This window comes from Cupriavidus sp. DB3 (assembly GCF_020418465.1).
Classification (GTDB): Bacteria; Pseudomonadota; Gammaproteobacteria; order Burkholderiales; family Burkholderiaceae; genus Cupriavidus; species Cupriavidus cauae.
The window spans coordinates 442,414-456,625 of record NZ_JAIZPL010000003.1; the positions used below are offsets into that span (position 1 = coordinate 442,414).

General features: G+C 67.6%; 13 protein-coding genes. 5 read left to right on the forward strand and 8 right to left on the reverse strand.

Going from position 1 to position 14,212, the window contains the following annotated elements; all coding sequences use genetic code 11:
• Window positions 1-160: 160 nt before the first annotated feature.
• A complete protein-coding gene (locus K7G19_RS11620) occupies window positions 161-919 on the reverse strand; it encodes a 3-hydroxyacyl-CoA dehydrogenase (RefSeq protein WP_149316857.1) in 759 nt (252 codons plus the stop codon).
• Window positions 920-1,265: 346 nt separating this feature from the next.
• On the opposite strand from K7G19_RS11620, the gene K7G19_RS11625 reads away from it, so the two are divergent.
• Entirely contained in the window at window positions 1,266-3,029 is a 1,764-nt protein-coding gene (locus tag K7G19_RS11625) for a hypothetical protein (RefSeq protein WP_226107357.1), read from the forward strand.
• Window positions 3,030-3,192: 163 nt separating this feature from the next.
• On the opposite strand, the gene adk is transcribed toward K7G19_RS11625, so the two are convergent.
• The 6 genes from adk to K7G19_RS11655 form a co-directional block, all read right to left on the reverse strand.
• Window positions 3,193-3,858 carry an adenylate kinase gene (gene adk, locus K7G19_RS11630; protein ID WP_149316859.1) on the reverse strand — a complete coding sequence of 222 codons (666 nt, stop codon included), beginning with the start codon at window positions 3,856-3,858 and terminating at the stop codon, window positions 3,193-3,195.
• A 344-nt stretch (window positions 3,859-4,202) separates the two neighbouring features.
• The gene (gene kdsB / locus K7G19_RS11635; RefSeq protein ID WP_226107359.1) at window positions 4,203-5,024 is read right to left on the reverse strand and encodes a 3-deoxy-manno-octulosonate cytidylyltransferase; all 822 of its coding nucleotides are present in this window, start codon (window positions 5,022-5,024) and stop codon (window positions 4,203-4,205) included.
• Between the two features lie 12 nt (window positions 5,025-5,036).
• Window positions 5,037-5,225: a Trm112 family protein gene (locus tag K7G19_RS11640; protein WP_006579104.1), complete on the reverse strand. Its 189-nt coding sequence runs from the start codon at window positions 5,223-5,225 to the stop codon at window positions 5,037-5,039.
• Entirely contained in the window at window positions 5,206-6,318 is a 1,113-nt protein-coding gene (gene lpxK / locus K7G19_RS11645; RefSeq protein WP_149316861.1) for a tetraacyldisaccharide 4'-kinase, read from the reverse strand. The genes K7G19_RS11640 and lpxK overlap by 20 nt, the downstream gene beginning before the upstream one ends.
• Before the next feature lie 89 nt (window positions 6,319-6,407).
• Entirely contained in the window at window positions 6,408-6,836 is a 429-nt protein-coding gene (locus K7G19_RS11650; RefSeq protein WP_149316862.1) for a biopolymer transporter ExbD, read from the reverse strand.
• Window positions 6,837-6,850: 14 nt separating this feature from the next.
• On the reverse strand, window positions 6,851-7,471 hold the full coding sequence (locus tag K7G19_RS11655) for a MotA/TolQ/ExbB proton channel family protein (RefSeq protein ID WP_149316863.1): 621 nt from the start codon (window positions 7,469-7,471) through the stop codon (window positions 6,851-6,853).
• A 974-nt stretch (window positions 7,472-8,445) separates the two neighbouring features.
• Here K7G19_RS11655 and xseA point away from each other — a divergent pair.
• Both xseA and K7G19_RS11665 read left to right on the forward strand, forming a co-directional pair.
• Window positions 8,446-9,831, forward strand: coding sequence for an exodeoxyribonuclease VII large subunit (gene xseA / locus K7G19_RS11660; RefSeq protein WP_226107361.1), 1,386 nt, complete (start codon window positions 8,446-8,448; stop codon window positions 9,829-9,831).
• 183 nt (window positions 9,832-10,014) lie between these two features.
• Window positions 10,015-10,596, forward strand: a complete 582-nt coding sequence (locus K7G19_RS11665; RefSeq protein WP_053822315.1) for a superoxide dismutase — start codon at window positions 10,015-10,017, stop codon at window positions 10,594-10,596.
• Between the two features lie 148 nt (window positions 10,597-10,744).
• Here the strand turns inward: K7G19_RS11665 and K7G19_RS11670 are convergent, their stop codons facing one another.
• On the reverse strand, window positions 10,745-11,479 hold the full coding sequence (locus tag K7G19_RS11670; RefSeq protein WP_226107363.1) for a GntR family transcriptional regulator: 735 nt from the start codon (window positions 11,477-11,479) through the stop codon (window positions 10,745-10,747).
• A 147-nt stretch (window positions 11,480-11,626) separates the two neighbouring features.
• On the opposite strand from K7G19_RS11670, the gene pcaB reads away from it, so the two are divergent.
• Window positions 11,627-13,066, forward strand: coding sequence for a 3-carboxy-cis,cis-muconate cycloisomerase (gene pcaB, locus K7G19_RS11675; protein WP_226107365.1), 1,440 nt, complete (start codon window positions 11,627-11,629; stop codon window positions 13,064-13,066).
• Between the two features lie 154 nt (window positions 13,067-13,220).
• The gene (locus tag K7G19_RS11680) at window positions 13,221-14,207 is read left to right on the forward strand and encodes a tripartite tricarboxylate transporter substrate-binding protein (RefSeq protein WP_226107368.1); all 987 of its coding nucleotides are present in this window, start codon (window positions 13,221-13,223) and stop codon (window positions 14,205-14,207) included.
• Window positions 14,208-14,212: the final 5 nt, after the last annotated feature.

Here is a 14,212-nt window from a genome sequence, read left to right on the forward strand (position 1 = left end):
CGCCTCACGCTTACGGCTCACGGCTCACGGCTAACGGCTGACGGCTGACGGCTCACGGCTCACGGCTCACGGCTCACGGCTCACGGCTCACGGCTTACCGCCGTGCTGCTTCTCTGCTGCTCCGCTGCCGCCGCGCCGCCGTTCCCCGGAGAGTGCCGGCTTACTTCGGCTGCATCCGGATCGCGCCGTCCAGCCGGATCACCTCGCCGTTGAGCATCGTGTTGCCGATGATCGCCTGCACCAGCTGGGCGTATTCCGCCGGACGGCCCAGCCGGGGCGGGAACGGCACCATCTTGCCGAGCGCGTCCTGCACCTCCTGCGGCATGCCCAGCAGCATCGGCGTCTCGAAGATCCCCGGCGCGATCGTCATGCAGCGCACGCCGTCGCGCGACAGGTCGCGCGCCACCGCGAGCGTCATGCCGACCACGCCGCCCTTCGAGGCGGCATAGGCGGCCTGGCCGATCTGGCCGTCGAAGGCCGCCACCGAGGCGGTGTTGACGATGATGCCGCGTTCGCCACCCTCGTCCGGCGTGTTCTGCACCATCGCCGCGGCGGCAAGCCGGATCATGTTGAAGGTGCCGATCAGGTTGATCCGGATGGTCTTCTCGAAGGCGTCCAGCGGATGCGGACCGTTCTTGCCGACGGTCTTGTTGGCGGTCGCGATGCCGGCGCAGTTGATCAGCCCGGCCAGCCGCCCCAGGCCCACCGCGGCGTCGACGACGGCCTGGCCATCGGTTTCCGAGGTCACGTCGCAGCGGACGAAGCGGCCGCCCAGCTCTTGCGCCAGTGCGTTGCCGGCGGCCTCGTTCAGGTCGGCAATGACGACCTTGCCGCCCTGTTCGGCCAGCATGCGGGCGGTGCCCGCGCCCAGGCCGGACGCGCCGCCGGTCACGATGAATACGTTGTCTCGGATCTGCATGAACTGTCTCCTCGGGGTTGGGGGGCACCGACCGATACCGCGCCGGCGCCTGAAGGTGAGAAACATCGCACCAAACTTCACGGCGGACGTAACGCTGAATATAACGTTTACGTAAACGTCAAGCATCGCGCCGTATTGTAAAGGCCCGGCCGGCGCCCCGATAGCGGTCACGAGAATCGTAAGCCCGCAACCGTTAGCGCGAGATGTCCGCACCTTGACTGGCTAGAGTGCGCCCACGTCACACCTCGGGAGGCCTGCCGTGAGCGAGCTCCGCGCATCCTGGATTCGCAGCCGTCCGTCATCGCCAGGCGCGGATCGGTTCGAAGATTTCCCGGCCTGCGACCCCATGTCTGCGAAGGCGGCGCCACCGGCTGCCGCGATCCGGCGCGATCCGACCGAACCGGAGGGGAAAGCCGGCCTGTTGCGGCAGTTCATGCGCGATCTGCGCGCGGCGCGGCCGACCTTGACGTTGCATCTGGATACCACTGGCGTGTCGCTGATGTCGTCGGCCGTGCAGGAGGTGGAGCCGCTGTTCGAGGCCACTGACGCGATTTCGCCGGACCTGGTCGAGGCCAGCCAGCTGCTGCCGGCCGGCGATGCCGTGCTGGGCGTGGTGGATCTGGCCGGGACGGCGGCGGACAAGGTCAAGACCTGGCGGCGCGTCTGCGCGTCCGAGCCCGGCTATCGCCTTGCGGTCGCCTCGTTGGCCCGGGCGCGGCTGCCGGAAGAGGTCGAGCGGCGCAAGGCCGCCCTGAAGACGACGCGCCACTGGATCCGCGCCTGCCTGGCGACCCCGGCTCGGCACGATGGCGCACCGGCGCCGACCCTCGCCGCGCATCGGCTCCGACAGGACGGCGCCGCGTACATTCCGGACACGTTCCGCCAGGCCCTGACCGCCGGCAACCGCGATGCCGCCGCGCTCGGCAAGGCCGCCTTGGGCGTGATCGAGCGCGAACTGGCGGCCATCGATCGAGAACGCGACGCCATCCTGCGCCAACATGCCGCCGACCTTCTCGAGCACGACGCCGCCACGCGCGCCGATCGCAGCGCGACGCGGCGGCTGCGCGGCAGCGCCGTCGCCTGCCTGCGCGACAGCGGCCTGCAGGGACTGCGCGTCGGCTACGAAGCGAGTCCGCTGGTGGACAGCGCTTGGGATGCGCCGCTGGACCTGGGCCTGATCCCCGGCGACGTGTTCTCCTTCGGCCTCGGCGCCGCGATCGGATTGGCCCATGTCGGTTGCGGCATCGGCGAACTGGCGGAGGCCAGGCGGCGCCGTGGGGCGCTGCGGGAAATCGGCCAGGCGGTCGGCGACAATCTGCGCCGCTTGTCGGCCGATCCGGCCCGAAGCAAGCGGCTGCAATCGCCCGCCACCAGCGAGGCGCTGCGCTGGTTTGCCGACGGACAGCGCCGCTGGCGCCAGCGTGCGGGCGAGCTGACGCGCTGGTCCGTCGGGCGTATCGCCTATGGCGTCGGCACCGTGCTGTTGTCCGGCGCCGGCATGGCGATGGTGTCGATACTGGGCACGGCGGTGCTTGCGACTCCCGTGGGCGCCGCGCTGGTGGCGATCGGCGGGGTGCTCGGCGGCGCCTGGTTCCTGTTCACGTTGATCAGGATCGCCATGCGTTTCATGCGTGGCCGCGCCGATACGCGCGAGCGCGAACGGCTGGCGGATGCGGTCCGGCGCGGCGCCGCGCGGGGCCTGTGCGCGGACAGGCTGTCGCAATGCAGCGTGGCGCAGCTCGAGTCCTTGCGGCGCGATTGCCCGGCGCTGTCCGGCAATCGCTATTGGCAGGCCGCGGTGCTGACGCGGCGGCTGCTGATCGACGATGCGGCCGACAAGCCTGCCGGCAAGAGCGCTGGCAAGAGCGCCGACAAGACCGCCGACAAGACCGCCGGCAAGGCGTCCCGGCTCGAAACGTCGGCCCTGCTGCAGGCGCTCGGCATGCCGAAGCTGTCGACCACGCTGCTCAAGCACGCCGGCTTCGAGCTGGCCTATCGAACGATCTTCCTTTACCTGCACGGCGACGGCGCCCAGGCGGCCTGGCGCGAGGGCATCTTCCATCGCGCGGAGACGGCCGACGCGCCGCGGTCCCGGGCCCATGGGGGCTAGGCGCTCCCCGAGGGCAAGAAAGCAACCAAGGGCAAAGCGACCAACGGCAAAGCGACCAAGGCGAAGAAACCGGGGCGAAGAAACCGGGGCAAAGAAAAAGGCGGCCAGTGGCCGCCTTTGCTTCTTCCGGAGCGTTCTTCCGGATCGCCCGAACTTCGGCGCCTTACTTCAACGCCTCGAACACCCGCGCGGTGATCTCGTCTACCGAACCGACGCCGCTGATCTTGCGATACTGCGGCGGCGCGACGCTCGCGCCCGGAGCGCCCTTGGCGGCCCAGTCCGAGTAGTAGTCGACCAGCGGGCGGGTCTGCTGCGCGTAGACATCGAGACGTTTGCGCACGGTCTCTTCCTTGTCGTCGTCGCGCTGGATCAGCGGCTCGCCGGTCTCGTCGTCGACGCCGGCCGTCTTCGGCGGGTTGTACTTCAGATGGTAGGTACGGCCCGAGGCGGCATGCACGCGGCGGCCGCTCATGCGTTCGATGATGGCGTCGAACGGCACGTCGATCTCCAGCACGTAGTCGATCGGTACGCCGGCTTCCTTCATCGCCTCGGCTTGCGGGATCGTGCGCGGAAAGCCGTCGAACAGATAGCCGTTGCGGCAATCGTCCTGCTTCAGGCGGTCCTTGACCAGGCCGATGATGATGTCGTCGGAGACCAGACCGCCCGCGTCCATCACCTTCTTGGCCTCGATGCCCAGCGGGGTGCCGGCCTTGACCGCGGCGCGCAGCATGTCGCCTGTGGAGATCTGCGGGATGCCGAACTTCTCGCAGATGAACTTGGCTTGCGTGCCTTTGCCGGCGCCGGGCGCGCCCAACAGGATCAAACGCATTTACGGGTCCTCAGAGTTTTGAATCCGGTATTGCGGGGGAATGGAAGGAGGGTAACGCCGAAACTTGACGTGTGGCTTACCGCGCGATGGTCAGGCACGCAGGCGCCGCCATGGCTGGTGACCGGCGCGGCCCGCATGCGGTTGGCATGGGCGCAAGCCGGACGGCTCATTCTTCATCTCCCCACCGAGCTTGCGTCGTCGCCCGTATTGACGGCGACAGCGGCTCTTTATTGGCGAGCATTATGCCACGAGGGAGCCCGAATCCGGCCCGCCGCGGCGGTCAACGGTGTGTAAACCGGAGCGGGCGAATGGCCCGCCCCGCGTGGGATTGCGCCCGTTTGCGCTCAGCGGCCGGGCTGCGCCGCGGCCTCGGACCACAGCGCGCGCACGCGTTCGAGATCGGCCGGGGTATCGACGCCGGGCGCCGGCGCGGCCTCGGTGACCAGCACCGCGATGCGTTCGCCGTGCCACATCGCGCGCAGCTGTTCGAGCGCTTCGGTCTGCTCGAGCGGCGCGGCGGCCAGCGTCGGGAAGCGGCGCAGGAAGCCGGCGCGATAGGCGTACAGGCCGATATGGCGCAGCACCGGCATGTCGGGCAGCGGCACCTGCGCGCTCGCGGCCGGGGCCGACGGTACGCCGGACCAGGCATCGCGCGCCCAGGGGATCGGCGCGCGCGAGAAGTACAGCGCGCGGCCGGCGCTGTCGCATACCACCTTGACCACGTTCGGATTGAAGACCTCGCCGATCTCGTGCAGCGGGTGCGCGGCGGTGGCGATCGCGCATTCGGGATGCGCAGCGAGATGCCGGGCCACCGCGTCGATCAGCGCCGGCGCGATCAGTGGCTCGTCGCCCTGCACGTTGACCACGATCGCATCGTCGTCCAGCGACAGCAGGGTGGCCACCTCGGCCAGCCGGTCGGTGCCGGTGGCATGGTCGGCGCGCGTCATGACGGCTTCGATGCCGTGCTCGGCGCAGGCCGCGCGCACGGTGTCCGCGTCGGTGGCGACCACGGTGCGGCGGGCCGCCGAGGCGTGGGCGCGCTCGGCGACCCGCACGATCATCGGCTTGCCGCCGATGTCGGCCAGCGGCTTGTTAGGCAGACGCGTCGACGCCAGCCGCGCGGGAATGACGACGGTGAAATCCACGGAGAAATCGGCGAGCGACATCGAAGCCAGGCCTCAGGTCGGATCGATGGCGCGGCCAGGCACCGATTGGCGGGCCTCGTCGGCCAGCATCACGGGAATGCCGTCGCGGATCGGATAGGCCAGCTTGTCGGCATGGCAGATCAATTCCTGCGCCGCGCGGTCGTATTCGAGCTTGCCCTTGCACAGCGGGCAAACCAGGATTTCAAGCAGCCGGTTGTCCATCTTGGTGTTCCTTGGTGTGGCTGGCCGCGGCAGCGGCGCCGGTGGCCGCGGTCGGCGCTGCCTGGCAGCGCGCGATGACCGTGCGGCGAATTCGATCGATCAGACCCGGATCGATCACGGGCCTGGTGGGGACGACCCAGATGCGCGGGTCGAGCGGCTCGCGAAGCCGGTCGCATTTTACGGCATCCTTCTCGGTGATCAGGATCACCTCGGCGGCCTGCGCGGCCGGATGGTCGACGAACGGGTCTTCGGCGAAATCGTAATGATCCGGCAGCGGCAGCGTCTCGGGCTGCAGGCCCGCGCCGCGCAGGCTGGCGAAGAAGCGTTCCGGGTTGCCGATGCCGGCCGCCGCCAGCACGCGCCGCCCCGCGAAGGTCGACAGCGGCCGCACCATGGTCGGATCGGCGAGCTGCCACGCCTGCTCGAGCTCGAGCCGCATGCCGTAGACCTCCGGCCGGTCCGGCGTCGCGCGGAAATACGGATCGTTGATCAGCGTGGCATCACGGCGGCGCGACAGCGGCTCGCGCAGCGGCCCGGCCGGCAGCAGCCAGCCGTTGCCGCCCATGCGGCCGTCGAACATCACGATCTCGAAGTCGCGCTGCAGGCGATAGTGCTGCAGGCCATCGTCGAGCAGCAGCACGTTGATGCCCGGATGCGAGACCAGCATCGCCTGCGCGCAGGCCACGCGATCGGGATAGACCCAGACCGGCACGTCGGTCGAGCGCGCGATCAGCAGCGGTTCGTCGCCGACGTCCTCGGCCTTCGAGGTCGCCTTGACGCGGCGCGGCCGTTCCAGCTTGACGCCATAGCCGCGCGAGACCACGCCGGGACGCAGCCCGGCCTCGCACAGCGCATCGGCCAGCGCGATCACCGCCGGCGTCTTGCCGGTGCCGCCGACCGTCACGTTGCCGACCACCACCACCGGCATCGGCAGCCGCGTCGACTCGAACCACCCGCGCCGATACGCCAGCCGCCGCAACGCGCTGATCGCGCCGAACAGGCCGGCGAACGGCAGCATCAGCCAGGCGAACCAGCCGCGGCGTTGCCACTGGCGGGTAACGAAGTCGGACAGGAGATGGCGGGCAGCGGGCATCGGGTTCCAGGAAGAACGGTTTTCGCCAGAGTGTATCGGGTCGGGATGATGCTGCTTCCCGCCCGGGCCTTCGTGGGAAGGCAGGACGCCTAGCGCGTCCCGCCGCTCTGCGTCGCGAACGTCAGCCGCGACAGGCCGGCGACCCGCGCGGCTTCCATCACGTTGACCACCGACTGGTGGCTGGCCTGGGCGTCCGCGCTGACGATCAGCACCGGTGCCTGCGCCGCCGCCGTGCCGGCCAGCGCGCGCAGCCGCTCGGCGAGCCCCGCGACATCGCGCGCCCCCACGCGCTCCTTGTCGATCGCGTATTCGCCGCTGGCGGACACCGACACCACGATCTCGCGCGGCCGCTGCAGGGCCGTTTCCGCCTCGGCGGTCGGCAGCTGGATGCGCAGCTCGGTGTAGCGCGAATAGGTGGTCGTGATCATCAGGAAGATCAGGATCACCAGCAGCACGTCGATCAGCGGGATCAGATTGATCTCCGGCTCGTCGCGCCTGGCACGGGTACGGAATCGCATGGCCGCCATCCGTCTCAGGCGCGCCGCTGCGGCAGGATCGCGTCGAGGAAGGTGGCCGCGCGCGATTCCAGCTCGGCGACATAGTCGTCGACGCGCCGGCGGAAATAGCGCCAGAAGATCAGCGCGGGGATCGCGACCATCAGGCCGAAGGCGGTGTTGTACAGCGCCACCGAGATGCCGTGCGCCAGTTGTTCAGGGTTTGCGCCGGTGCCGCCCTGGCTGCCGAAGATCTCGATCATGCCGATCACGGTGCCGAGCAGGCCCATCAGCGGGGCGACCGAGGCGATCGTGCCCAGCGCGTTCAGATAGCGCTCCAGTTCGTGCGCCACCGCGCGGCCCGCTTCCTCGACGGCGTCCTTGGCCGCATCGCGCGAGGTGTCGGGCTGGGCGATCACGTGCCGCAGCGCGGCGGCCAGCACCCGGCCCAGCGGCGAATCGCGTTCGAGCGAGTCGACCACGTCCGGCGTCGCGCGCCGTTGCCGCGCCACCGTCAGCGCCTGGTCGTACAGCTTCGCCGGCAGCACCTTGCTGCGCTTCAGGCTCAGCGAACGTTCGACGATCAACGCCAGCGCGATGACCGAGGCGAGCAGCAACGGCCAGATCGGCCAACCGGCCGCTTCAATGATGGAAAACACAAGGACACCCCGAGTCGCCGGCGCGAAGGGAAGGACTGCGGCAGGCCGGCGTAAAAAAACAGGCGCCACTCTAACGCGCGGCCCCCCGCGGGGCAAGCCGCGATGGCGCGCGCCATCCACCTGCCATCCACTTCGCCGACATGTCCACACCCGGCAGGGACAGTGCTGTGGATGGATTGTGGAAAGCAGGCGGACAGCCTCGCCAAGTCCTTGATTCAAAAGGGCGAACGCCGGCTTGCTTAAAATATGGGCAGAAGCGGCGGCGGGCGCGCCGTGGTTGTCCGAGGCCACGGGACGTGCCGATCCTGCCGATGCCGCGTCCCGGCTTTCCACACCGCAGCGGGACAGGATTGTGGAACAAGTGTGGACAGACGCCTGACAAGCGTGCCAAGTCCTTGATCCATATGGTATTCCGACGCCTTGCTTAAAAATTGTGCAGATGGCTTCAAACGGCCTGCGGCGTCGGCGTTGGGCAACAAAAATTCAAAAGTCGACTTCTTTCCACATCTCAACGGGACAGTGTTGTGGAGCGCCTGTGGATAAGCGCGGGAGAAGCGAGGCAAGGGTTTGATCCGTAACGGAATTCCCCGGGCTGCCTAATAAAGTGGCAACACGGCAGGCCGCGAGCTTCGCCGCTTCCCGAACCGGGTGCTTCGGTTTCGGTGCGAGAGCGACGTTTCGGTCACGAGGCAGTGTGTGCCGCCGTACGGTCCGTGTTACCGCTCTGTAGTTGTCCAGAGTTCCTGTGGATAACTTTGTGAACAAGCTGGTGTGGACAAATGGTAAGTGATTGACGCGTAAGAGAAATTCTTACATTGCTTAAAAAGTGATGTTCGGGAAAGTCATTAAGAATCAATGGCTTGTGTCAAGCCCCTCGATATACAGGCCGTTTCAGCCACCCTACAGCGATGGGCTTGACATAGCGGTTATGCTGTGGACATGTCCATCTGACGCCGCTTCGGCGGCGATTTGCCATGTCTGAACCATTCTCGTTTCCGCCTTCGCCAGTCTCCCGGACGGCACCCGGCGGGCGCGATGTGATCCCGGTCGGCGAATTGAACCATGCGATCGCATCGGTACTCGAACGCAACTTTCCGCTGGCCTGGGTGCGTGGAGAAATTTCCAACTTCACGCGCGCCGCGAGCGGGCACTGGTATTTCTCGCTGAAGGACACCCGCGCGCAGATCCGCTGCGTGATGTTTCGCGGACGAAACCAGCATGTCGACTTTCCGGTGCGCGAAGGCGAGGCCGTCGAGGTGCGCGCGCTGGTGTCGATGTACGAGGCGCGCGGCGAGGTGCAGCTCAGCGTCGAGGCGATGCGGCGCGCCGGCGTCGGCAATCTGTACGAGGCCTTCCTGCGCCTGAAGGACAAGCTCTCGCGCGACGGTCTGTTCGATCCCGCACGCAAGCGGCCGATTCCCTCGCATCCGCGCACGATCGGCGTGATCACGTCGCTGCAGGCCGCGGCGCTGCGCGACGTGCTGACGACCCTGCGCCGCCGCGCGCCGCATATCCAGGTGCTGGTCTATCCGGTGCCGGTGCAGGGCGCCGGTGCCGCGGACAAGATCGCGGCGATGCTCGACACCGTCAGCGAACGCGCCGAGTGCGACGTGGTGATCCTGTGCCGCGGCGGCGGCAGCATCGAGGACCTGTGGTCGTTCAACGAGGAAGTGGTCGCGCATGCGGTCGCGCGCTGCACGCTGCCGGTGGTCTGCGGCGTCGGCCACGAGACCGACTTCACCATCGCCGACTTCGTCGCCGACGTGCGCGCGCCGACGCCGACGGGCGCCGCCGAACTGGTCAGCCCCGATCGCGCGCATCTGCTGGCGCAGGCCGCGCGGGCGCGCGACGCGCTCGGCCAATGCATGCGCCGCCAGCTGGAGCGGCGCGCCCAACATCTGGACTGGCTGGCGCGGCGCGTGCGCAGCCCGCAGGCGCAACTGCAGGAGCGGCGCGGACAGCTCGACAATCTCGCGCGACATTTGCGCGCGGCATGGCGCGACAGCGTGGTGGCGCGGCGCCATCGGCTGCAGCTGTGGTCGATGCGGTGGACGGCCCAGCGTCCCGATGCGGGCACGCGCCAGGCCGAACTGGCACGGCTCGCCGCGCGCATGCAGGCAGCCAGCGAACGCCAGCACGAACGTGCCGCGCAGCGCCTGCATCGCGCCGCCGGCGCGCTCGAACTGCTGGCGCCGCAACGCACGCTCGAGCGCGGCTATGCGGTGCTGCTGGACCCGCGCGGCAAGGCGCTGCGGGCCCCGTCGGAGCTGCGCGCCGGCGGCCGCGTCGAGGTCCATCTGGCCGAGGGCGTGGCCGATATCGGCATCGCCAGCGTGCAGGCCAAACTGCTCGATCTATAGGGCCGATCTACAGGCCGCGATGGCCGGCTGAGTTGCCCCGGAAGGTGCCCCACAGGCGCGGCGCGGCGGGGCGCGCAGCCGCATACTGCCGCGCCTTGAAGGGGTTTTGCCGCTGGTTTGCGCCACTATGGCAAGTCACCTACAATCGGTGTCTCCCGTCCCACAACCCACAGAGACAGAACAATGGAACATACTCTCCCCCCGCTGCCGTACCCCCATGATGCGCTGGCCCCGCATATGTCCAAGGAGACCTTGGAGTTCCATCACGACAAGCATCATCAGACGTACGTCACCAATCTGAACAATCTGATCAAGGGCACGGAATTCGAGAACGCGACCCTCGAAGAGATCGTCAAGAAATCGTCCGGCGGCATCTTCAACAACGCCGCCCAGGTGTGGAACCACACCTTCTTCTGGAACTGCCTGAAGCCGCAAGGCGGCGGTCAGCCGACCGGCCCGCTGGCCGACGCCATCAACGCCAAGTGGGGCTCGTTCGACAAGTTCAAGGAAGAGTTCACCAAGACCGCGGTCGGTACCTTCGGTTCGGGCTGGGCCTGGCTGGTCAAGAAGGCCGACGGTTCGCTGGACCTGGTGTCGACCTCGAACGCCGCCACCCCGCTGACCACCGACGCCAAGCCGCTGCTGACCTGCGACGTGTGGGAACACGCCTACTACATCGACTACCGCAACGCCCGTCCGAAGTTCGTCGAGGCCTTCTGGAACGTCGTGAACTGGGACTTCGTCAGCAAGAACTTCGCTGGCTGAGCGTTCCCGTAGCGCAAGCAGCAAGCGCAAGCAAGAAAGCCCTCTCTGCGAGGGCTTTTGTTTTTTTGGGACGCTGGTGCTCCCGATGCAGACCAGCGCCTCCTTCCGTGCCGAGGAACGCCAGCCGCGCGCAGTTCCTCGCGCATCTTCACCCTGCCGATCGCGTCATCCGCGTGGTCACGGAGAAGGTCTCTGCCGGATGAATGGACACGGATACCTCGAACGTATCGCCGGCGTGATCGATATAGCGGCGCACGATCTTCAGCACCGCAGCCCCCGGTTCCAGTCCAAGCGCGCGTGCGATGCGCTGGTCCGTCAGCGTGGACGCCCGCACCTCCTGTTCGATCTCGGCAATCCGCCGACCATGGCGTGATTCGATCAGCGAGCTGACCAGCACGTCGGGCATGTCGCGAACAATCGCGCCGATGTCCGTGTAGGCCGCATCGATGAACACGTCGGTCCATGCGATCGGCGTCGCGTTTGCTTCGCCGTCGAGCCGCACGCTGGAGATGCGCAGCCACTTCGTATCGGTCGAGCCGCCGAGGGCAGCGGCAACGTCCGCTGGGGCCGCCACGGTCTCCACCGACTGCACCACGCGGCGGTGTGCCTCGCCAAATTGCATCAGGTCTTCGACGGACGACAAGGTCGGCTTGAACACGGCTTTCGGCCGCGTGGCTTCCACTCGCGTGCCGACGTTCTTGCGGCGCGACACCAATCCCATCTCCTGCAATTCCTGCAGCGCTACCCGGATCGTGTAGCGGCTCGCCTGGAATTGCTCGCACAACTCGAATTCCGTGGGCAGCAGCGCCCCCACCGGAAAGCGACCCCCAGTGATGTCGTCCAGCAGTTCGCGAGTGATGTCGGCAGCGTTTCTTTTGCTCATGGCTTGCATTGTTCCAGCCCCGCGGCCGGTTCCGCTCGGGCAGACACATCGGGTTTACACCCATTTCCCGAAATATGTTCGAACATATTTAATGCCAATATGTTCGAACATATCGATGATTTTTAACGACTCCTCGCCGCCCGCACCATGCCCGATTACACGATTCCCGCCGCCAGCACCGTGGTCGATTCCGCCCTGTTCCGCGACGCCTTTGGCACCAGAGCGAGGCGCGACATCTTCTCCGACGGCGCGCTCGTGCAGCGCTATATCGACGTCGAGATCGCCTTGGCAAAAGCCGAGGCCAGGGCAGGCGTCATTCCCGCGGAAGCAGCGCAGACCATCGCGCGGGAGTCCCGCATCGACCGGATCGACTTCGAGCAGATGCGCGAGGAAACCGACATTGTCGGCTATCCGATCCTGCCACTGGTGCATCAGCTGGTCCGGATGTGCGGCGAGGCAGGGCGGTATGTCCATTGGGGCGCGACGACGCAGGACATCATGGACACCGCCGTGGCGCTGCAGGTACGCGACGGCCTCGACAGCATCGACGCCGATATCCGCGCGCTGCGGCGCATCCTGGCCGACCTGGCCAAGGCGCACCGCGATACGCCCATGGCGGGGCGCACCCATCTGCAGCAGGCGCTGCCGGTGACGTTCGGCTACAAGGTCGCGATCTGGCTGGCGATGTTCGACCGTCATCAGCAGCGCCTGGCGGAACTGCGCCCTCGGATTGCGCTGGTCCAGTTCGCCGGTGCCGCGGGCACCCTGGCTTCGCTCGGCGACCATGGCTTCGCGGTGCAGCGGGCATTGGCGGAGGAGCTCGGCCTGGGTGTGCCGGCGACCACGTGGCACGTGGCGCGCGATGGCCTTGCCGAAGCGGTCAACCTGCTGGCGCTGATCACGGGCTCGCTCGGCAAGATCGCGCTCGACATCATGATCATGGCGTCCACCGAGTTCGGAGAAGTCTACGAGCCGTTCGTCAAGGGCCGGGGAGCCAGCAGCACCATGCCCCAGAAGCGCAATCCGATTTCCAGCGAGCTGATGCTGGCGGCCTCCAAGGCGGTGCGCCAGCACGCCGGCCTGATGCTGGACGCGATGGTGCAGGACTTCGAGCGCGCGACCGGGCCGTGGCATGCCGAATGGATCGCCGTCCCCGAGAGTTTCATCCTGACCGCCGGTGCGTTGCACCAGGCCAGATTCGCGCTCGGTGGGCTGATCGTCGATGCGCCTCGCATGGCGCACAACCTTGGCATCTCCAGGGGCTTGATCGTGGCGGAGGCCGTGATGATGCAGATGGCTCCGCATATTGGCCGCCAGCAGGCGCATGACATCGTCTACGACGCCTGCCGCACCGTCAACGAGGCGGGCGGCACGCTGGCGGAGGCGCTGCTCGCGCTGCCGGCGGTGACCCGGCACTTCGATCGTGCCGCCATCGAACGGATGGTGGACCCCGCCAATTACCTTGGCCTTGCGCCGCAAATGGTCGACCGCGCGCTGGCGCTGTCCGCGCAGGTCGACGACCGCCTTGGCAATCAACGCGGCGCAGGTCCCGGGTTCGATGCGGGGAACATGCCCCTGACGAGCTGACGAGCTGACGAGCTGACGAGCTGACGAGCTGACGAGCTGACGAGCTGACGAGCTGTCGCGCTGACGAGCTGTCGCGCTGACGCGCTGACGCGCTGACGAGCTGTCGCGAAATTCCGTACCCACTACGGCAAATACCCATTGGAGGAGACAACCGATGCAACCGTTCGCCGCCCTGTTACGGGGCTCACTGGCCATCGCGGCCCTGATTGCTGCTGCCCCCGCTCACGCGCAGAACTGGCCGACAAGGCCGATCACCTGGATCGTCCCGTTCGCCGCCGGGGGACCGACGGACGCGCTCGCCCGCACCATCGCCGATCGCGTTTCGCGCGAAGTCGGGCAGTCGATCATCATCGAAAACACGCCGGGCGCGGGGGGCACGATCGGGGCCGCCAAGGCCGCCCGTGCGGCGGCCGACGGCTACACCATGCTGGTCGGCCATATGGGCTACATGGGCGCTGCGCCCGCGCTGTACAAGAAGCTGGCGTACGACCCGGTCAAGGACTTCGCTCCGGTCTTCCGCTTTCCCGACACGCCGATGGTGCTGATGGTGCGCAAGGACCATCCAGCCAGGGACGTGAAGGCCCTGATCGACTACGGCCGGCAGCATCCGGGCAAGCTGTTCATCAGCAATGCCGGCATGGGCTCGACCTCGCATCTGATTGCAGCAATGCTGGCGTCCTCGGCGGGAATCAAGATGACGCTGGTGCCGTACAAGGGCGCGGGCCCGGCCCTGATCGACGTGATCGGCGGACAGGTGGACGGCATGTTCGACCAGACCAATACCGCGCTGCCGCAGATCACCGAGGCGAAGGTGCGCGCGCTGGCGGTAACTTCCGCCACCCGCGTTGCGCAACTGAAAGACGTGCCGACCATCGCCGAGACCGTCGTTCCCGGCTTCGAGGCCGCCACGTGGTACGGCATATATGCACCGAAGGGTACGGCGCCCGCCGCCATCGACAGGATGCAACAGGCCTATCTGAAGGTGATGAAGGACAAGGCGTTCACCGACCGGCTGGCGGCACAGGCCATCCAGATGCTGCCCGCCGACAAGTACACGGCCACCGCGCTGGGCAAGCACACCGAGGCCGAGGTGGCGCGCTGGAAGGTACTGGCGGCCAAGGCCAACATCTCGCTGGAATGAGCGTC